We start from the raw sequence: 20131 nt of genomic DNA, 5'->3' as shown, positions 1-20131 counted from the left end.
CCAAACTAGGCGTCCCCGAACTCCGGCATATTCGCCGTGTGACAGCTAGGGAAGAGATTCGAGACTCCCTGCGATTCAGCGATTCATGATCAATATGACTTGCCCACCTACGGCGGTGTTAGAGAGTAGAACTCGCCCATTCAGGTAATTCGCTAGCTCGTAAATAAGTAACATACCAATACCAAAGCCATCTTTGGGTGAAACGTCGTTAACCTTGCCACTATTGAAAGCCTCAATCGTGGCTGGTTCAAAACCATCGCCATCATCACTGATCTTTACAACGTCAACGTTTGGATAAGCCATAAATACAACTTCAATTTCAGAATGACTGTAACGACTCGCGTTCGAGAGAATGTTGAGTAGCAATACTTTAAGCACCCTCTTGTCGGTAAATACAAGTTGCTGTGTGTTCACACGTTTGATTTGTCGCTCACATCCCTGAGCCTCTAACGCAAGATCTAAAATAGCTTGAAAACTGATGAACTCTCGTTGTAAAGGGACTTCTTTGTTCAAGATTTTAAGTAGATGTAAGCTCGATTCACACAGAGTATTTAGGCTGTTTACCTGAGCCCCTAAACGATTCACCAAGAAGGTATTGTCCACACCTCCCTCTTCCATCATGTCGCTCGTAAGTTGAATAGCAGAAAGTGGAGTTCGTATATCATGAGGCAGAGCGGCAAAGATCATTTTTTGCCTTGTTATCAAAGAGTCGATAGCTTGTGCCATCTGATGTTGATTATTGATAAGTGTTTTGATCGCCTCCGGACCAACGACATCGGTTCTTGCCTTAAAATCACCTTTGGCATAACGACTCGATAGATACTGGAGAGACTGAATGCCATTCGTCCACGTTCTCAGTGAAACAACCAGTACCAGTAAAGTGCATAGAATCTGAATTAAGTCTTCAGCCAACTCAACCCACATCAGCTTTTTGATGATGGGATCATTCTGATAAGCGGTACTATTAAAGGTCGCTCGAATATGGCGATCTTGATATTTTCTCGTCAGCGAGTATTCATCTTCATCTACGCGTTGTAGCTCACCAGTCGCGACATCACATTGAAACAACCAAATCGCATCTTTCTGTTCTTCCAAGGGAAGACGAGACTCAAAACCATTCAGAACCAACTCCACACGATGAAAGTTAAACGCCTCTTCTAATGCATTTTTGTAATCTTGAATAAACAGTTTAGACAGACCTGCACTGACTGCATACCCCAACAGCAGTGATGCAAAGATTTGTAGGATAAAAGTTTTCATCTTACAACAACCGGATAGTTCAAATAGAAACCTTTCGTGCGGCGGTTTTTAACCAAGTCTATATCTGGAAGAAACGACGCTAGCTTTTTGCGGATAGAAGAAATTCGCATGTAGACCGAACGATCTTCACAGTGATAAGAAAAGCCATGAATTTGTTCAAATAATTCATGTACTGGAATCGGTCGGCTCTCTTTAGACAGAATTTCTAACAGCTCAAACTCTGAAGGTGTTAAAGGAATCTTTACCTGCTCGTAGAGCAAACATGTCGCCTTTCTTTCAAGTATAAAAGGGCGTTCATCGATACTTGGCACCTCGTGAGAATAGTGCCTCGCTAGTGTGATTTGTCTTTTGATTCGCTCTCGCAAAGCATTAGTGCGTATGGGTTTGGTAATGTAATCATTCGCCCCTAGTGCTAAAGCATTGGTTTCTGTGATTTCATTGTCATTGGCAGTCATCATAATTACTGGGTAGTGATGCCCCTGCTCTCTCAACGACTTGAGTACGCAAAGCCCCGACGTATGAGGGAGTTGAATATCGAGTAACACTAGCTCAGGATTTAATTCCACAATGTGTTCTGCGGCATTCTCACCAGACGTAAGGCAACTGACCTCATAGCCCTCTACAGTAGAAAGAAAGTAACACAGCATGTCTCTCAACTGCTGATCATCTTCTACGATAATGACGTTTGGCATGGAATGGTTCTCCAAATTTATCGTTCGGTTAAAACTCAAAAGTCATGACTTAAAGTATATATACCTACGTGACTTCAAGATGAGGATTCAGAGTATTGGCTTGGATACTTTGTTGCCGATTCTTAATTTAAGCTCACTAAACCTTTGAATCACTGCCGCGTCTACAAACCAAGTCATTCTCGCTGAACCTAGCATCTCAAGGTGGCTTGGGTATAAGCCATATTTGTTACTTGTATTGACTAACAGCGGTTGCCGCGCAGTGTATAGAGGTGAGGTCTCACTTTCTTTAAGCGAATGTAAGCACACGACGAAAAAGCGCTCGATATTGAGAGAAGATGCTGAATTTACAGAAAAATTAATTTGAGAGTTTTAAAGAAACTTGGCATTCCTTTGCCAAGTAACCAACAGAAGAGCAAAAACTAGATGTGTTGTTTCGCGATGTTGATCGCTGCTTCTAGATCTGGAATGGTCGTTAGTTCAGGGACGCGTTGTACGAATAATATTTTATTGTCTTTATCCGTGACTACAATGCTTCGGGTTAGCAAACCTAGCTCTTTAATTTGAGAGCCCGTTTTTAAACCAAACTCATGCTCAGCCGCGTCTGAAAGGTAAGTAGCATTCTTAAGAGAATGGGCTTTTATAAAGCGTTGCTGAGCAAAAGGCGTATCTGCGCTCACTGCATAAAACTCAATGCCCTGAAGCTCACTTTGGTGCGCAGAGATGTATTTTGACAACTCTATTGCTTGTTGAACGCAAACTGGTGTATCGACAGAAGCAAGCACGCTATAAATCTTAACTTTGTCAGATTTAGCACTGGTATCGTATGAATTCAGTTCTGACGTCAGTAAAGTAGCGGAAGGCATATATTGCCCAACTTTTACTGACTCACCAATCAGGTTGAATGTGTTCTCTTTCTCGAGTGTGACAATCTCACCTGCCCCCAACTTTGCGTGGTCAGTGCTTGTCATAAATTGAGCCAACGCGGAACCAGAAGCTAAAGCGGTAAGTAATAATGTAGCCAATTTCATCCTAGTACCCCAAAGCCTTCATCACTGCGTCGTAGTTTGGTTCCTCAGTGATTTCTTTAACCAACTCGCTATAAAGTACGACTCCCGACTCATCAATGACGACAACCGCACGAGATGCCAAGCCTTTAAGGGCACCTTCGCTAATGTTCACGCCGTAGCTCTGAGTGAACGAAGGGGAGCGGAAGAAAGAAGCAGTTTGCGCAATATCGATGCCTTCTGCACCACAAAAACGCCCTGTTGCAAAAGGTAAATCCGCTGAGATGTTAAGAATCTCAATTTCCTTTTTCGCTAGCTTCTGGTTAAAAGTACGAACACTAGTCGCACATACTGGTGTATCAATACTCGGGAAAATATGGAGTACAACTTTTTTACCGCTTAAGCTTTCTAACGGAAAATCGTTAAGTTCTGCTGAGCATAAAGTAAAGCTAGGCGCTTTCTGACCGACTTGCGGGAAAGAGCCTGTGATACGAACTGGATTTCCTTGAAAAGTTACCGACATGATTTCCTCTTTAAGTATTTAATAATTTTAATTATGTGAGCGATATTTTTATCGCGGAGAAATAATACTCTCGTTCAAAACAAATCAAACTAAGCAAATGTAAGTGATAGACTAACTATTAGATTGAATCTGTGCGTTTAGGGCACGACCCTTTAATTCCAACTTGGTTAATAGAACACCAATGAGCAATGGAATTAACATGAATAAAGAATGGTCCGATATTACTTTACCGGTCATATGAGCGTTGATAGAAAGGGCTACTAAAGGAAATATTAGAAAACACAGTGAAGCGACGAAAGGAGAAGATACTTTACCTAGTTTAAAGTAAGCCACAATACCACCGACACTTGCAAACACGCCAAGGTAGCCAACAGCCAACATAGATTGGGTAGAAAACACCAAGGTATTTGGCTTTTCAAACAGGAATGAGCTGATTAAAAGCAACAGCGCAGCAATAAAACTTGGTGTGGCGTTGTAGGTAATGACTTGAATATCAGCACAATACTTTTGCACCACCACATACATCACCGCATGAATCAGTACCGCAGTGATCAGCGCAACGGAACCAAGAATGATTGTCTCTCCTCCGATAGCAAGTTCATTCGACAAAATCACACACAAACTCACAACTGCTGCAAATACACCAAATATCTGATGCGCTGCTAAGCGAAGCCCAAGAAATATCATTGATGTCATCATGACCGCAATAGGCATGTTGGCAAAGATAATAGAAGCTAATCCAGAGGAGATAAACATCTCGCCCGCAATCATTAAGGTAAATGGGATAGCAAAATAAAAAATAGAGACCACAATAACCCAGTGTTCTTTACCTCTTGGAAATAACAATGGTTGGTTTAATAGTCTTGCCAAGAAAATTAGAATGGGGCAAGCAATAAGAAAGCGCATTCCCGTCGCAAATAAAGGAGGAATCGTCGATACGGCTACTTCCATAGCAAACCAGGTCGTACCCCAAATTATGCAAACCGAAAAAAACAATAATATTGTTAATTTGTTTTTGAACATCTTGAAACTCGTTATATAAACTTGAAAAGAAATTTTCGTCACTAAATATCGCCGCCTATCTAGGAGAACTTAGGTAACGTTTATCAGAACTGTCAGGTTTAAGGAGCACATTAGCGTCCACGTTGGCTTCCAGGTTCCGAATGAGGGTCACCATAGTGATAACATTTTTAACATTCAATCCGGGGTGTGTAAGTGCGGGTAAGGAATTGTCAGCCTCAATACTCAACAAGACTGATAATACGCATCTACTTTTGAGGTCACATTTCCCCCAATAAACGGGCTTTTCTCGTAGCAAAACATTGGCATTAGAAAGAGTAAGCTTGGTATAACAAACAAAACGACAATAAATCATGGAAGAAAGACACAATGCCGATTCAATTTCATCAGCTTACTGCAAAGGAAAACACTTCTACTCTCTCTATCGACGATTGGCAGATTGACGCCGGACAATCTTGGGGAATTTTTAGCTCTGAAGGCGATATTGGCTCAATGCTTGGCGACCTACTGTGCGGAGAAATCAAGCCAGAAACTGGCGAATTGAAGCTCGAAGGTTACCATATCGCGCAAGTATCTCTTTCTGAACAGCAAAGGTTGTTGGAGTTAGAGATCGAAAAAGACGATACAGACTTTCTTGATCGTATTGACCAAGGTAGTTCAGTTTATCGATTGATTTTTGAGATCAGCCAAGATGACAACTTAACTCGAGCACTCATTGAAGACCTCGACCTATCTCATTTAACCGAAAGCGGATTTCGAGTGCTTTCAACGGGTGAAACACGACGCGTAATGCTTGCTAGAGCGCTTGCAGCAAAGCCTGACTTAGTGTTGTTAGATAACCCATTCACTGGTTTAGACGTCGCGCACCGTGCTTCACTAGCGGCTTATATTCAAACATTGTCTCAATCAGTACAAATGCTGATTACCTTCTCCCGTGAATCTGACATGCCTGACTGGATAGAACGCATTGCGCTGTTCAGCGGTGGCAAACTTGACAGCACCATGGACAAACAAAGTTGGGATCAGCACCCTATCATCGCGCAAATAAAATCCCAGTCCGAGAAGCAAAGCGAAGAGATGATGACGTTGATTCGCCAACACCAGCATTCAACGCACTTCGATAACCCAATCTTCGAGCTAAAAAACGGTAAGGTGGAATACACCGAAAAGACCATTTTTACTGATTTAAACTGGCGTATAGATAAAGGTCAGCATTGGCAAGTAAAGGGACCAAATGGCTGCGGTAAAAGCACGTTGTTAGGGCTGATATTTGGCGACCATCCGCAATGCTATAGCAACGATATCCATATCTTTGGTAAGAAGCGTGGCACCGGAGAAACTATTTGGGAAATCAAACAACACATTGGCATGGTTTCTTCGGCGTTACATCTTCAGTACCGAGTCAACTGCAGTGCCTTGGAGGTGATTCTGTCCGGCTTCTATGACTCAATAGGTCTTTATTCACAACCAAGTAAAAAAGAAATCAGCATAGCCAAAGAATGGCTAACGATTCTCCACATGACGCAGTATGAGAAAACGTCGTTTAAACAATTGGAATACGGACAACAACGCTTACTTTTGATTGCTAGAGCGATTGTAAAACAGCCTACCCTGCTGATTTTGGACGAACCCTACCAAGGTCTGGACTACTTAGGACGAGTGCTAGTAAAGAACACCTTAGAGCTGATCGCCAAAGAGCACCTAAGCCAGCTTCTCTACGTTTCCCATTATCAAGAAGATGGCTTAGACAGCATTCAGAATTATCTTGAGTTTAAGTTTGATCAAACGGCTCAATGTTACAAAGGGCACATCGAATAAGACGCCTACTTCGCATTGCCGACCACTTCTGCGTAAGGGAGTGGTTTGGCATACAAGTACCCTTGATGAAGGGTTACGCCCAGCGATCTTAAGTGGGCAGCTTGTTCCTCTGTTTCTACCCCTTCAGCAATAAGATCTACGTTCAGATCACCCGCAAGCCTTACGATAGCGTTGAGCACTGTCGAGTTCACGCTATCGATGCCAATAGTATCAATAAAACACTTATCTATTTTTAAATAGTCTACCTTCATATGCTGAAGGACTGCTAAGGCTGTCTGACCAGTACCAAAATCATCTATCAGGACTGGTATACCATGCACTCGCAGCGCAGCAATGTGTTTTCTCGCACTGTCATCAATCAACTGCCTTTCAGTGATTTCTATACTCAATTCGACATTGTTTGTTTTGAGCTTGCGATGAATATTCTCGATCTTTCTTATTACCTGAGAACCAACGAGGTATCCAGGAGGCACATTCACTCCCAAATGAATTGGCGTTTCAAACTTAACTTTAGAGAAATCGTTCGACACTTTTTCGAGAACGTAATCGGTCAGCGATTCGACTAACCCATTGCTTTCTGCCGCAGGAATGAACTCATCGGGTGATATAAAGCCTCTTAATTTGTGAGGCCAACGAATCAACGCTTCATAACCAAATGCATGCCCTGTTGTCGCGTCATATTGTGGTTGGTAATAAAGCAAAAGATCTTGGCGTTTTAATGCCTTTCTTAGTTCGGAAACCAGACTACGTTGTGGGTCAACAAAACGATGAATAACGACAATGAGTAAGTAGAACACCAACAAAATAGGTACCGCAGAGATTGCGTAGGAAAGCAGTTTTTGATCGACATAGATATCACTCGCCTCTATCAGTGCGTCGTAATTAAACTCGTTTGAATGGGCTAATGACACCGCATTCTGTCCGTGCTTTGAAGCGTTTTTAGGTGCCGACGCTCCTCCAACAAACATCGCAGACCGCTTCAGACGTACATCGTTACGATAACCAACAGTGACGCCAAAATAATCGCGATCAACGACAGTAATCGCTTTATATTCCGGACGCTTTTCACTTTTGGTGATCAGAAAAAGAACCTGTTCTTCGTAACCTTTAAGATGACCGAAAGACAATTGCCCGTTGCTATAAATATGCGTGTAATCGGTCAAAGGTCGAGACATCGCGCCTTGTTTTGACGAGCACACTATTTGATCCCCCTTCACAATGAGCATTTCATCAATGTCACGTTCGAACATCAGGTTCTGTTGCAGGGCTTCACAACGCTCAGGGTTAATCAGTGCCGTCCTATTTTCGGTCTTGATCTGAGAGAGGATCTCGTCCGCCACTTGGACATTTTTATCCAATATATGATCGAGGTTTCTCTGAATGCTTTGGTTTGCTAAATAAAACACCTCCGCAACAATCAATGGCAGCGGGAGCATGTAGATAACGGCTTTTTTCAAAAGCTCTTTATTTATCATCAAAAAGATGCCTTTTTTCAATCAGAATTAGTAATATCAAACGATTACTCTTCATTTATCAGCAAGTTAGAAACAACGTTTCATTCACCCCACTGAAAGCACTTCCACTGATTGAGTATGGTTAACAAGACTCAAAGTGGCAAATATAACAATAACTTATTGATATGTGGCTCATTTGCGAGACAGAGGTTATCAGGTTTCTTTACTCAGGTACGATGCGTGAAGAGGAATTCACATAAAATTTGCGTTTGGTTGTTCACTCAAAATCCGGTTGGCTTTCGCTATCTCTAAAGAACAGTAACCATCAAACAAGGGCTGCCAATTTACCTCTAAAATATTAATATGCCATTTTCTCACTGTATGAGAATATCCACTTCTAATTATTTTCCTTTTCTCAGCAACTAAGAATTATAGTTGTTGCATACTCATTATCACGTTACAACACACTCATGACGACAAACAAAGCCAACGCTAACCAAGTCAACGAAAAGGCGCTGCAATTGCTAATGCAAGTCGCAGTTAGTCCATTCCCAGTCTCTGCGAAAACACTCAGTGAACAACTGAATGTGCCTTTAAGCAGTCTTTATAGACACTTAAAGCTCCTCAAAGAGTGGAACTTGATAGAGGAAAGCGTGCACGACAAAACATTTGTGGTTGGTCCTGCCGCCTTGCTGTTAATGCACAGCTATGAGACCGCTCAACACGGTTTGGACATGGTAGAAACCATCCTTGCTCGTTTGGTTCAGCAAACCGGCGAAATGGCAGCTTATATGGTGCCATCTGGTTATCGTGCGCTTTGTGTCAGACAAAAAGAGAGTATGCAGGCGCTTCGATGCAGCTACGTCCAGGGTCAAAGTCAACCATTGCTTCGTGGCGCCTCATCTAAGGTGATGCTGGCTTTCATGCCTCAAAGTCGTTGTGAAAAGATCTTACGCCACTTTGGTCAAGATCATCGTCTCAACGAGTGGGAACAGGAACTCAGCACCATTCGTAAGAACGGATACGCTGTCAGTACATCAGAAATCGATCCTGGTGTCTCTGGCATCAGTGCACCAGTCATGAAAGGAAGTAAATTGATTGGCGCCGTCTCGGTCATGGCTCCGGCTCACCGAGTCGAAAAGGATAAGCAGCGTATCATTTTGCATGTGTTGCAGGCAGCGAGGGCGTTGCCGCCAGAAAGGTAATTCATCATGTTGAGCTTTTTCAAACGTTACAAATTTCATCGAGCTGACAAGCCAATTCATCACTACCCTTTTTCATTTATGACGGTATGTGAACATTTAGCCCCGATGAGCCGCGGAACGTTTGAATTAGCTGATCAAAGCTTAGAAAATGCCAGCGATTGGCTATATCAGCAACATGATCAAGGCTCAGCAGCCAACCTTGGGCACTTTTCCCATCATCAAATCGAGACTGGTGATTTTCAAGAAGCACTGAGCTTATCTCTTTCTCGTCATTCCGTTCCCGTTGTGTTGTCCAATTGCACAGAAGCAGTGCTATCTATGCTGCCCGTTGTCGTTTGTGATGATGACGAAGTGGGCATTATTCACATTGGTCATAAAATGAATTTAAACCCAACACTTGAGCCTCGTGTTGGGTCTGCGTTCCATTTTGCGTTATCCCGTTACCAAAACGTGCGATTGTTCTTTGCAGGCTCTAGTGAGCAAGATACCAAACAAGAAGTATGGGAATATGCAGAAGACCAAGGCTGTGACTGGGTAACCGACCGAGAGTTCTGCTTTCGTCACCGCAACCATCTAAAACAACAAATGGGTAACTACTTAGATCACTGCAATCAAGTGATTGTCTCGATTGATTTGGCATCACTACTGACCAAAAACAGCCTTGATGGAACACCAGCTCTCGATATTCAAATGGTGTTACGCACCATTCGTTTGTGCTTGGTATCTGGCAAAGTAAAAGCCATTCAGTTAGTCGGCGATCGAGATAGACTTGTATACTCAAAACAAACCAAAGCGATCCTTGAAGAGCTGTACCAAATGGCACCTTTAATTGATCACGCAGCCTAATATCTTTGCCTACTGAAACTGAGAGCCAATGACCATTCGTTGGCTCTGCTGCACTTCGTACAAAAATCACCCTTTCTTATTATTTTTTAACAATTTATTACGTCAAAAGTGCGACACAGTTCAGCTCCACATCTTGAACTAAGATCACATTCAAGTTTTAATACTCATCATATGAACTTGGAACAACATACGAAATAAAAAATAACCACAGTTCAATAAGTAAGCGTTAAATAAAAAATAGTACAAGTCGTTGAATCATTCTCTGTGAGTCCATTGCTCACTCTCGCTTGGTGCCATTAAGTTCCACTAAATTTAGGACACTTGATGATGCGCTTTATTAGCATTTTAAGTACAGCATTACTCTTACCCGCGATGGCTGAGGCAAAAGTTTATGATCTTGCCGATATTCCAACGTTGAACGAAATTTGTGCGGGTGATGGATTCACAGTGCAAGGAAACCTCTACACCTGCTCTAGTTCCATTAGCATCCCTGAAGGTGCTCACATCACCAACTCAAATCCTACCCCTCAAACTGCAACGATCGTTGCTCACGGCAATGTTGAGCTCAAAGGGAAAAACAATATTGGCTCTGAAGCAACGCCCATTAATATCAAGACCGAAGGTGGGGACTTTGAGATCATCGTCGAAAATACTGGAGAACCAAGCAAGATAGTCGGTAATTTAACCTCGCATGGTCTGCTTTCTATCAAAGATACGATTGTTTTTGGTCATGTCGAAAGTGCCGGTGGCAGTATTTTAATCAAAGGACAATCCAACTTTGTGTTTGGCGACATTTATGCTCTTCGAAAAGTAGAACTTGAACAAACTCAGGTAGATGGTGACGTCTATGCCGGTTCTTCGAGCTCGAACATGTTAGACACATCTCTATTGGCGAAAGACAGCGTGGTCAATGGCAACCTGAAGAGCGCCGGCAATATCAAGCTAGTTCAAGCAAAAGTCTGCGGAGATTTAAACTCAGAAGGTCAACACATCTTTTCAGAAGGCGGTCGGAGCCAAATTGTTGGCAATACGAGTGCATTTGCAACAGTCGACTTTAAGAATATCGATATCTTTGGTACCAACAACCTAACCAATAGCGTTAAAGGTAACAAAGTCACCATCGATGCCATAAGTAACGTTTACGCGCCTAAATTAGCAATAAACTCATTTCAAAAAACCACACTGCAAGATACCTCAATATGTGGCTTTGTTTACTCTGCAGTTGCGATTGATACGGTTCCTGCAAACTACTGCGGCTTTGACGATGCAGATTGTACATACAGCAACCAAGTATCTAAGTTGTGTCCGATACCAGAAGAGATACCAATCTGCGATATTACACCACCAACTGATGACGATTATGACCTTATCGTCTCACCGACAGATGATATGGCATTAATGTGCGGTGACGATTTACCGGTTTTTACCGTAAAAACAACAAACAAAGGGGAAGCTGCGAGTGCAAAAGTTGTCGCTGCGTTATCTGATCCAAAATTGTTTTCGCTGCAAATGGTCGAAGGCAAAACCGAAGTTGACGAAAACACCTTTATTTCAAACGATGAAGGAACACTGATCATTAAGGTCATCCCGAAAGACATAGACTCAATCGCACTGGATGCAAGCTATAGCCTAACCTTCTCTCTGCTCGACGACACTAACAAAACTCAAGACGTAAAGTTCATGTTTACGCCTTTCATGTTTGAAGCTTACTCGGTCATGTCTGGGGAGTCTCTGGATGATATCAAAGTCATTGCGGGTAAGGAGAAAGATGTACACATGAGATTGCTCGCGTGTACCTCTGGAGATCAACCCGTTATCGCTTCCAATTACAATGGGTCACCCACAGTTAATCCAACAATTACACAACCTAAAAGTGGCAAGTTCGGTGATTTTAAGCTTTTAAACGACTTTAAGAATGGTGAATCAGAAGAGTCGAAGTTGAAAACCTATGAATCAGGGCAATTTAGAGTCGAATTATCGGATAGTTTTCAATGCGCTGATTATAAAGACTGTCCAAGTAGTGGCTCAGTCCCAGTCACAGGGCATTTCAACGTTAGTTCTCGTCCTTGGACTTTGGCTATCTGTGACGGCTCTACCCCACTTGCCTCAGGTACATCAGAAAGTGGAGAGGGTTTCATCGCGGCGGGAGACTACTTTTCTCTTTCAGTAAAACCCATCGTTTGGCAAAACAAAGCGCTGCATACGGATGAAGTAAATACCTCGAATTACTGTAACGCCAGAGTAACGAGTAACTTTATGATGGAGGATGCTCCTGCGGCCAGCATCGTCCTTACCAGTTCACAGCAAACACCAAAGGCAACTGCCGAGCAGACTCATACCTTACTGCGCAGTTCAAATACCCTAAAACTGAGCCATACCGAGAGTGAAAACTCACGCTATTACTTCTCTCAGCTAGTTTGGGACGAAGTCGGCAGCTTAAAAATTAAAGCGCAGCTCGATACTACCTATCTGGGAATGACAGTGAACACAGGCTACCGAAATATCGGTCGCTTCTATGCCAAATACTTCGAGGCAAAAGATGCAGAATGGCAATACCCTGAGAAGCAAGACTTCATCTATATGAACCAGCCATTTGAGCAAGTTACCTATGATGTTGTGGCCCTTAACGCCAAGGAGAAAAACATCGAAAACTACGTGCATTTTAATCCCGCTTTACGCGAGAGTTTTTACCTTGGGGAACTCAGTGACTATACGAACCGATTTATTCCACCAGCAGCAAACAGCGCGGTATGGAACCTAGAGGCAGGAGCAAGCGTTGGAACTTTCACTATTGTTAAACCAGCGAACCATGCGACTTGCGAGAACAGTCCTTGCTGGAAGAAAGATGAAACCGATGGACGCTATCCAGACGGACCATTCAACAAAGTAAAAGACAATACAACAACCAAGACAAAAATAGGTTTGGCTTTCATCAAGCCAGTCGACGAAATTCACTTCATTGACGACACTCATATTCTGAAAGAGCAGCCAGATATTCGCTTTGGTAGACTCAACTTTAAAGATGTCGGGGGCAACCAAGGCATGACCATAAAAGTCCCACTGGATGTCGAAGTTTGGCACAACGGACGCTTTGTTACCCACTTTGACGACAGCGCGACCACGGCAAATGGACAGCATCATTCACGCACGCCAATTTGGTCCAACTCTGATCCTGACAACACTAAGTTATCTGGTGAAGGCACCATGCTGGCTGGCAGAACCTACGATATCGTAGCCAGCCAAGTCGATTCCGCGCGAGAGCAAGTTCGATTCCACTTAGACTTAAGCGACAAGGGAAACAACTTACCTTGGCTTAAATACAATTGGGATAAGAAGAGCAAAGCCGAAGACAACCCACCCACTGTGGTCACCTTCGGGATTCATAGAGGGAATGACCGCATTATCTACCGCGGAGAACCGAACTTCATTGGTATGAATTAAACCGTTTGTATTTCCCCAAATCACCGAGGTGATGGTTAGGTTTCGTGAGTATAAACACAAACAAAAACGCCCCTCGTCATGAGGGGCGTTTTTTATATTCTGAAGTTAGTTAGAAGAGCGACGTGCTTTCAAACGTTTTACCATTGCTAGACGACGTTCAGCTGAACCTTGGTCTGTTGCCGATTGGTTCGGGTTGTTACGACGACCTTGGCGGTTCTTGAAAGCTGGTTTTGAGTTTAGCTTCTCAATGTACGTTTCACGTTGTTTTGGTTCGTAACCTGCAAGTTCGATACGGCGAATACGCTGTTGAATAAGGTTTTCAACCTGTACTACCGTTAGCTCTTCTTCGCGGTTAACAAACGAAACGGCGTGACCTTGCTTACCAGCACGACCTGTACGACCGATGCGATGAACGTAATCTTCCGCTAGGAATGGCATATCGTAGTTCACAACGTGTGGTAGATCTTCAATATCCAAACCACGCGCTGCAACATCCGTTGCGACCATTACACGAGCTTTGCCCGTTTTGAATTCTTCTAGCGCACGACGACGAGCACTTTGCGCACGGTCACCATGACAAACAACCGCTTTAATGCCATCAAGCTTAAGCTCTTTTACTACATCGTTCGCTGTTTCTTTGTAGTTCACGAACACCAATACTTGCTTCCAGTTTTTACGACCAATTAACTCAGAAAGCAGTTCTGTTTTACGTTCTTGATCCACTGGGTAAAGGACGTGCGCAACCGTCTGTGCAGTCGTGTTCGCACGCTCTACTTCGATACGTTTTGGCTTGCGCAGAATGTCTCTCGCCAATAGGTTTAGTTGACTAGACGTCGTTGCTGAGAACATCATGATTTGTGGGTCAGTATCCACATCCAGCATGATCTTACGTACCGCATGGATAAAGCCCATGTCCAAGATACGGTCTGCCTCATCAAACACAAGAAACTCGATGTTCGCTACTGACACATTACCTTGTTCGATGTGCTCTTCAAGACGACCTGGCGTCGCCACCAAAATGTCGACACCGCGCTCTAATGCAGAAATTTGAGAAGACATCTTGCGACCACCAAAGATCGCAGCAACCGATAGCTCTGTATACTTAGTGTACGCTTTGATGTTATCTGCGATTTGCTCTGCTAGCTCGCGAGTTGGAGCCATGATAAGCGCACGTGCCGTTTTACGAGATGCACTACGACCAGATTCCAACAACTGTTGAATCATAGGTAACGAGAACGCGGCAGTTTTGCCCGTACCCGTCTGTGCAGTGGCAAAAATATCATGACCTTTACGAGCCATTGGAATCGCCTTCTGTTGAATTGGCGTTAACTTCTCATAACCGCATTCTGCCAGTGCTTTTACCACTTCTGGCGCAAAACCTTGAGATGAAAATGACATTGAGCGTATTCCTTAAACAAATCACTAAATAGCTTTAAAAATTTTAGCGGTGCACTATACCCGAATTCGAGTGATTTATCTCACTTTTCTCATGCGTTCACGTAAAAACTCATGGAATCACGCGAGTTTCGATTCGGTACTCTTTATTTTATGCCCAACTTTCGTTTACTGAATGAAGAAATAACGATTTTTCCCCGATTTCTTCGCTTCATACATCGCCATATCGGCTTGGTGCATGAGGTCATCAAACGTGCATTCCGGCTCGCAAGAATAGCAGCCACCTATTGAACTGGTCACTTGATGGAACTTACCTTCTACCACTTCGATTGGGTCTTGGATTAAATGAATAAGAGACGCCGCGTAATGTTCAGGGTTTTCCATATGTTCGGTATTGCTCAAAAGGATGGCGAACTCATCGCCACCTAAGCGAGCGAGCAACGCTCTAGAACCGAATACACGACGCATTACCGATGCAATGTGAACCAGTGTTTTGTCCCCTGCAGCATGCCCATATTCATCATTAATGAACTTAAAGCCATCCAAATCGAGATAGATCAAACACGCCTTTTTGCCCTCTTTAAAACAACGCGCTAGGGTTAGCGTCGCTTGTTCTTGAAACGCAGCGCGGTTCACTAATCCTGTTAAGCTATCGTGGTGTGCAAGGTAATGAATGCGTTGATTATCGGAGAAAGCACGTAGCTGGAATCGAGCGATAAAATACGCCAGAGCGACAGCCAAAACCATACCCACTTGCATTAACCATTGACGTTCGTAAATGCCACTACTGATCTCTTTGCGTTTCGCAAAATCAACATAAGACACCAACTTCCATGCTGTTGAGCTGTTTTCGCTCACATGGTAATTCTGGAAACAATAGGGGTTAATTCTGTCCACAGCGCCAACAGACTCTATGGTCATGATGCCATGTTCAGTCTCAATCTGACCGGATTGCGTTTGCTTGATTTGAGCAGCTAATTCAGGGTAAGCATTGTAGACGGTCTCTTGTTGCCTATCGGAATACATAAACGCAAATTCTGCGTCTCGGTTTTGCTTGTTAAAAAGGAAATAGCCGTCTTTATTCAAAAGCATGTAGTTAGTACCCATGTCGAGATTGAACAACGCCATACCTTCCATCAAGTACTTGGCTAAGTAGTTAACCACCACGATCCCTCGCTTGTTTCCCTGCTTATCAAATACTGGCGTCGCCAAGCGGATCATTGGTTTGAGAGGAACTTCGATCTGTCCGTGTTCTATATTTAGGTCCAGAGGAGATACATAGATTTTACGGCATCCAAGTTTAAGGGCTTTTGAAAAATAGTAGCGTTTCGCTTTATTCTGTAATTCTTTCTTAGGTACGACTTCAGAATGACCACCATTAAAGTTGATTCGGATAACTTCATTACCCTGCATATCAAGATAGCGGAGCTGGTCATACACTTCTTTACGTTGACTCACAGCCTCTAGAATCGAATTCAAGCGAGACAATTCAGCACGTTGCGCTTGTTCAGAAGGAAGCTCAAGGGTTTCGTAAACTCGTCTCGCTGCCATGATATCCGCCAACAGAGCCGTCTCTCTCACTACCGACCCCATCACCCACTCAATGTACTGTTTCTTGCCTTTTAATAGCGCTTGTTGCTGCACACGAATATTGCTTTTTGCCGCTTCTTCCGATGCTGATTTGTCGTAATGAATGATGGCGCCAAATACGGCAACTAACAAAAAGAAAATCGCGACAAAGCGTAAACAAAAGAACTTCAGTTCCGAGAGGGTAAAGGTAGGATTCAAGAGATCTCCGGTTTCTTATAGCGCGAGAAAACCGGCGATTATAGTGATACGCGTCGCATATATATAGAGCAACGGCGATAATAAATTTCTATCGTCTCAATAACAAGATTCTATCGAAAAAGACCCAAGTCGATACTCAGGTCTTAATTTTGAGCACTTAACGCTCAGTTATCGATGCCACAAAGCTTAAGTAGAATCGCTTCGAGCTGGTCCCATGGCATTAGTTGTGAGTCGATCACCTCAAGACGAGATTCGAAACCTTCTAGGCTCATTTGGTTTACCGACACCACGCCATTTGCCACGTTAAACGCGAAACAACCTTGGTCTGTGTTAACAACCGCTTTAACACGTTCTGCTGTCAGATCCGATAACATGGAGAACAATTGATCAAAATTAAAGTGGTATTCGGCACCAAACAACCAGCCACAGCTGTAATAGCCCTGTCCTTTGTTTTCTTTACGGATGAACGCTTCGCCAGGAGGCAACTGAAATTGTGGCTCTTGATGCGCGTGATCATGATGATGAGCTTCGATATGAGAAGAAGCACTACCGTGCACGCGTTCAATATCCAACACTTCAATAGGAAGATCACCATCATGAATCAGTTTGCTGAACACTTTTGAAGGCGATTGGTCCGTCACCCAATCGTTGAAAACATCAATGTCATGGCTGGTACACAGATCAACTTTGCTGCCAATAACCACATCCGCGCTATCTAGCTGATCGACGAAGTTCTTATTTGATAGGTACTTCTCAACGCTGAGGTTACGAGGGTCCACCAGCGCGATGGTTGCTTTTAAATCAACATACGGCAGGTACTGATCAGAAGTCAGCGTTGCAATGACTTGCTTTGGATGCCCCAAGCCCGTTGGTTCAATAAGAAGACGATCAGGTTTTTGGCGTAACAATGCTGTAATACCAACAGACATCGGCACACCAGCCGTACAACACATACAGCCACCAGGAACTTCTTTGATCATTGCGCCCTGGTCAGTCATCATCGCGCCATCGATACCAATCTCGCCGAACTCATTCACTAACACTGCCCAGTTTTCGTTTTCTGGTTTGTTTTTCAATAAGTTCAGAATAGTCGTGGTTTTACCGACGCCAAGAAATCCCGTCAGTATGTTGGTAGGTACTCGATTTGACATGCTTTTCTCCGACAAGCTTGTGCTTTAATGCTTAGCCAAAAGTATACGGAGAATGTGACATGCTTCAACGCTTTTTATCTCGGGAGTTTAAGCCCTGATGAAGCGCTTTTGCTTTAGTTTGCTGTGATCGTTCGTAATAACCAAACGCATCTGCATTGCCTACGCCAGATAGATGCATGCTGGTATGAATGACACAAGTAAAGAACGCCACAATGGCAACGAGTATAGGAAGCAGTCCGAGAGTGTTTTCGAATTTTAGGGCCGCAATAGCCAAAGCGAAAACAACCGCAGAGGAAAGCGCAATGATCTTACTTCTATTGCTTTTCATGATAGTTCGCCTTTTTTATTGAAACGAGAGAGCGAAATGAATGAGTTGAACTCTTTCATCTGTCACTTCAATGCTACTCCTTTCATAGCCCACAAAATTTGAGCAACTTAACAGATACAAGAACACCGAGCGATGTGCCTAATGACAGAGGCTCGGTGATATCTCGTCAGCAAATCTGCCCTGCGGTCACGGCGATATCTGATTCATTATCTATGGCTACCTGAGCCAATCGCGCCAACCCTTCAACAATGACGTCCAGTAACATCGTAGGCTGGTTGCCCGAGCTATCTTGTTCTGGCAAAAGTGGGATATGCACAAAACCATGACGTACCGATTTATCGCGTAAATAATGTTGAACACCATAAAAGAGATGATTACATACGAAGGTCCCTGCCGTGTTTGAGACTTGGCATGGAATGTTTTCTTGTTGCAGTGCTCTTGTTATCGCCTTAATCGGTAACGTCGTAAAATAAGCATCCGGACCATCAGGGATCACTGGTTCATCTATCGGTTGATGACCACCATTATCCGGAATACGAAAGTCATCCACATTAATTGCAACGCGCTCAGGAGTAATCGCAGTACGTCCTGCCGCTTGACCAACTGTGATAACAATATCGGGCTGATGCAGTTCTATTGATTCAATCACTGCTTCAATGGATTCATATCGAGTAACAGGCACTTGGCACATTACCACTTCACCCCCATCGAGTTTTCTACCGTTTAAGCGCTTTACGGCCTCTAAGGCAGGGTTGATAGATTCCCCACCAAAGGGTTCAAAACCAGTAATCAAAACTTTCTTCATAGTGGCGGGTCTCATAGTAGTGGTCTTAACGACTTGTTGATGATGAATTTACAACAGCTTAGCTATAGAACGTGAAGCATTATTACATCGCTTTTCCCACCCACCAAAGATTACGCTGCGCTTCGGATTGAAAATCTGAGATCCACCCTGATTTCACCATTGCTTGCTTGAATTCAAACCACTCGCATGTCCCTACTCCTCGTCCCTTGAGCCATTTGGTTAGTACAAATCCTTTCTTGGTTTCTGTCCGTAACTTAGGTAGAGTACGCGACCATTGAGTATCTACAATTCGAAGAGATTGAATACGATGAACATTGATAATCAAGTTATCGAAACACTAGAAGAGCTTGAAGCCTTCTTACACCTTATTGAAAGTGGCGCACTGGGTCTTGAGGGCGTAACCGGTGTGGCACTTGCGACAACGAACACAGATGGTCGTCCATTTGTGGCAGTATTGGGTGACAAACACCAATTGATCCTTGGTCGTTGGGTTTCTCAGCACGTTTACGATAACGGTAAAGACATCGTTCGTAACGGTCCACAGCGCAAACACTAATCGAATGTTTTTACCTCTAATCTTAGAGGGTTCTAAAACAGTAAAGCTCGCTTAAACAGCGAGCTTTTTTATGTCTATTGTCAGAGGTTTAAGGTAATTCCTACAAGCCCTGTTTGGTTTCTAAGCTATTGTTCAAAAATAAAAAATAAGCTTGCCACCAACGACTTAACTCGTGACATTTCGCTGACAAAACTGCGAAAGAAACTCCTAGAATTTATCTCGGAAGCGATTCTAATGTTCGTTTCCGGACACCATCGCAGAGCAGTGTTCCTAGTTGCTCTGTTTGCCTCGTTTAGTCCGCTTGACAGCCTTGGACTAAGCGGGGCTTTTTTCTGGCATCAACGAAAAGATAACGGCTAATTAGCGAACCCAAGTGAGCTCGATTGTTTCTCTTCGTGAGAACATCTCGATATGAGAAGCCACAACAGCCTTCACTTTTACCAACAATTCTTCAGATTCCGCTTCACAGATAACCAAGAGGCACTCCCCTTCCAACCTAAATTCCGTGCTTCCGACAGGAAACGTCACTAAGCCCTTTTCGTCATTCCAAGTCGCAGGTACCTTGCGAGCAAAATGGCGACATAAGGTGACGAGGTATTTACTCGCATGCTCGCTTTCGATTTTCGTCGTTTCTTTGATCATTGGTTTACACTTCCCTTCATAAACTAATCTCTCTCGCTAGGCTGTACCTTTCGAGCTCTCCAGAATAAAAAATGGCTCTCTGATGAGAGCCAAATAGCTAAGGTTGTTATACCCAAGTGACTTCAAGATGCAGGATTCAGAGCGCTGTCATTGATTCGAGAGTAAGGAAAACAACGCAGTGTAATAGCTAGCTCTTTCCAAGT

At 43.5% G+C, this 20131-nt stretch carries 17 protein-coding genes; 5 read left to right on the top strand and 12 right to left on the bottom strand.

The window, feature by feature from the left end:
- Positions 1-75 precede the first annotated feature (75 nt).
- From MHO32_RS22305 to MHO32_RS22285, 5 genes are all read right to left on the bottom strand, one after another.
- Entirely contained in the window at positions 76-1260 is a 1185-nt protein-coding gene (locus MHO32_RS22305; RefSeq protein WP_239214072.1) for a sensor histidine kinase, read from the bottom strand.
- A complete protein-coding gene (locus MHO32_RS22300; RefSeq protein WP_074051389.1) occupies positions 1257-1952 on the bottom strand; it encodes a response regulator transcription factor in 696 nt (231 codons plus the stop codon). The genes MHO32_RS22305 and MHO32_RS22300 overlap by 4 nt, the downstream gene beginning before the upstream one ends.
- 419 nt (positions 1953-2371) lie before the next feature.
- Positions 2372-2980, bottom strand: coding sequence for a thiol peroxidase (locus MHO32_RS22295; RefSeq protein ID WP_005452210.1), 609 nt, complete (start codon positions 2978-2980; stop codon positions 2372-2374).
- Between the two features lies 1 nt (position 2981).
- Positions 2982-3479 (bottom strand): thiol peroxidase, encoded by a 498-nt coding sequence (tpx, locus tag MHO32_RS22290; protein WP_239214070.1) that lies wholly within the window; start codon positions 3477-3479, stop codon positions 2982-2984.
- Positions 3480-3590: 111 nt separating this feature from the next.
- Positions 3591-4502: a DMT family transporter gene (locus tag MHO32_RS22285; protein WP_017190695.1), complete on the bottom strand. Its 912-nt coding sequence runs from the start codon at positions 4500-4502 to the stop codon at positions 3591-3593.
- A gap of 366 nt (positions 4503-4868) precedes the next feature.
- Here MHO32_RS22285 and modF point away from each other — a divergent pair, with 366 nt between their 5' ends.
- Complete coding sequence (modF, locus tag MHO32_RS22280) at positions 4869-6317, top strand: molybdate ABC transporter ATP-binding protein ModF (protein ID WP_239214059.1); 1449 nt, start codon at positions 4869-4871, stop codon at positions 6315-6317.
- Positions 6318-6322: 5 nt separating this feature from the next.
- Here modF and MHO32_RS22275 read toward each other — a convergent pair whose 3' ends face one another.
- Positions 6323-7792 carry an EAL domain-containing protein gene (locus tag MHO32_RS22275; protein WP_009696021.1) on the bottom strand — a complete coding sequence of 490 codons (1470 nt, stop codon included), beginning with the start codon at positions 7790-7792 and terminating at the stop codon, positions 6323-6325.
- A 449-nt stretch (positions 7793-8241) separates the two neighbouring features.
- On the opposite strand from MHO32_RS22275, the gene MHO32_RS22270 reads away from it, so the two are divergent.
- The 3 genes from MHO32_RS22270 to MHO32_RS22260 all read left to right on the top strand — a co-directional run bounded on the left by MHO32_RS22270 (position 8242) and on the right by MHO32_RS22260 (position 13263).
- Positions 8242-8976, top strand: coding sequence for an IclR family transcriptional regulator (locus MHO32_RS22270; RefSeq protein ID WP_005452217.1), 735 nt, complete (start codon positions 8242-8244; stop codon positions 8974-8976).
- Between the two features lie 6 nt (positions 8977-8982).
- Entirely contained in the window at positions 8983-9822 is an 840-nt protein-coding gene (locus MHO32_RS22265; protein ID WP_009696019.1) for an arginase, read from the top strand.
- 324 nt (positions 9823-10146) lie between these two features.
- Positions 10147-13263, top strand: coding sequence for a polymer-forming cytoskeletal protein (locus tag MHO32_RS22260; protein WP_239214056.1), 3117 nt, complete (start codon positions 10147-10149; stop codon positions 13261-13263).
- Between the two features lie 105 nt (positions 13264-13368).
- Here MHO32_RS22260 and MHO32_RS22255 read toward each other — a convergent pair whose 3' ends face one another.
- The 5 genes from MHO32_RS22255 to pcp all read right to left on the bottom strand — a co-directional run bounded on the left by MHO32_RS22255 (position 13369) and on the right by pcp (position 18730).
- Positions 13369-14661 carry a DEAD/DEAH box helicase gene (locus MHO32_RS22255; RefSeq protein WP_009696017.1) on the bottom strand — a complete coding sequence of 431 codons (1293 nt, stop codon included), beginning with the start codon at positions 14659-14661 and terminating at the stop codon, positions 13369-13371.
- 165 nt (positions 14662-14826) lie between these two features.
- Positions 14827-16446 carry a sensor domain-containing diguanylate cyclase gene (locus tag MHO32_RS22250; protein ID WP_009696016.1) on the bottom strand — a complete coding sequence of 540 codons (1620 nt, stop codon included), beginning with the start codon at positions 16444-16446 and terminating at the stop codon, positions 14827-14829.
- 164 nt (positions 16447-16610) lie between these two features.
- Positions 16611-17597, bottom strand: coding sequence for a CobW family GTP-binding protein (locus tag MHO32_RS22245; RefSeq protein ID WP_009696015.1), 987 nt, complete (start codon positions 17595-17597; stop codon positions 16611-16613).
- A 64-nt stretch (positions 17598-17661) separates the two neighbouring features.
- On the bottom strand, positions 17662-17925 hold the full coding sequence (locus MHO32_RS22240; RefSeq protein WP_005452225.1) for a hypothetical protein: 264 nt from the start codon (positions 17923-17925) through the stop codon (positions 17662-17664).
- 166 nt (positions 17926-18091) lie between these two features.
- Entirely contained in the window at positions 18092-18730 is a 639-nt protein-coding gene (gene pcp, locus MHO32_RS22235; protein ID WP_009696014.1) for a pyroglutamyl-peptidase I, read from the bottom strand.
- 307 nt (positions 18731-19037) lie between these two features.
- On the opposite strand from pcp, the gene MHO32_RS22230 reads away from it, so the two are divergent.
- On the top strand, positions 19038-19286 hold the full coding sequence (locus MHO32_RS22230; protein ID WP_005452227.1) for a hypothetical protein: 249 nt from the start codon (positions 19038-19040) through the stop codon (positions 19284-19286).
- Between the two features lie 360 nt (positions 19287-19646).
- On the opposite strand, the gene MHO32_RS22225 is transcribed toward MHO32_RS22230, so the two are convergent.
- On the bottom strand, positions 19647-19928 hold the full coding sequence (locus MHO32_RS22225; RefSeq protein ID WP_017818692.1) for a DUF2218 domain-containing protein: 282 nt from the start codon (positions 19926-19928) through the stop codon (positions 19647-19649).
- Positions 19929-20131 lie beyond the last annotated feature (203 nt).

This window comes from Vibrio sp. MMH1-50 (assembly GCF_022347645.1).
GTDB lineage: Bacteria > Pseudomonadota > Gammaproteobacteria > Enterobacterales > Vibrionaceae > Vibrio > Vibrio harveyi.
The sequence above is the reverse complement of the archived record's forward strand: the minus strand, read 5'-3'. Positions and strand labels throughout refer to the sequence as shown.

Bases quoted from the DNA above. Each gene is read 5' to 3' on its own strand.
- MHO32_RS22305 (WP_239214072.1), bottom strand. From the start codon at position 1,260: ATGAAAACTTTTATCCTACAAATCTTTGCATCACTGCTGTTGGGGTAT.
- MHO32_RS22300 (WP_074051389.1), bottom strand. From the start codon at position 1,952: ATGCCAAACGTCATTATCGTAGAAGATGATCAGCAGTTGAGAGACATG.
- MHO32_RS22295 (WP_005452210.1), bottom strand. From the start codon at position 2,980: ATGAAATTGGCTACATTATTACTTACCGCTTTAGCTTCTGGTTCCGCG.
- tpx (WP_239214070.1), bottom strand. From the start codon at position 3,479: ATGTCGGTAACTTTTCAAGGAAATCCAGTTCGTATCACAGGCTCTTTC.
- MHO32_RS22285 (WP_017190695.1), bottom strand. From the start codon at position 4,502: ATGTTCAAAAACAAATTAACAATATTATTGTTTTTTTCGGTTTGCATA.
- modF (WP_239214059.1), top strand. From the start codon at position 4,869: ATGCCGATTCAATTTCATCAGCTTACTGCAAAGGAAAACACTTCTACT.
- MHO32_RS22275 (WP_009696021.1), bottom strand. From the start codon at position 7,792: ATGATAAATAAAGAGCTTTTGAAAAAAGCCGTTATCTACATGCTCCCG.
- MHO32_RS22270 (WP_005452217.1), top strand. From the start codon at position 8,242: ATGACGACAAACAAAGCCAACGCTAACCAAGTCAACGAAAAGGCGCTG.
- MHO32_RS22265 (WP_009696019.1), top strand. From the start codon at position 8,983: ATGTTGAGCTTTTTCAAACGTTACAAATTTCATCGAGCTGACAAGCCA.
- MHO32_RS22260 (WP_239214056.1), top strand. From the start codon at position 10,147: ATGATGCGCTTTATTAGCATTTTAAGTACAGCATTACTCTTACCCGCG.
- MHO32_RS22255 (WP_009696017.1), bottom strand. From the start codon at position 14,661: ATGTCATTTTCATCTCAAGGTTTTGCGCCAGAAGTGGTAAAAGCACTG.
- MHO32_RS22245 (WP_009696015.1), bottom strand. From the start codon at position 17,597: ATGTCAAATCGAGTACCTACCAACATACTGACGGGATTTCTTGGCGTC.
- MHO32_RS22240 (WP_005452225.1), bottom strand. From the start codon at position 17,925: ATGAAAAGCAATAGAAGTAAGATCATTGCGCTTTCCTCTGCGGTTGTT.
- pcp (WP_009696014.1), bottom strand. From the start codon at position 18,730: ATGAAGAAAGTTTTGATTACTGGTTTTGAACCCTTTGGTGGGGAATCT.
- MHO32_RS22230 (WP_005452227.1), top strand. From the start codon at position 19,038: ATGAACATTGATAATCAAGTTATCGAAACACTAGAAGAGCTTGAAGCC.
- MHO32_RS22225 (WP_017818692.1), bottom strand. From the start codon at position 19,928: ATGATCAAAGAAACGACGAAAATCGAAAGCGAGCATGCGAGTAAATAC.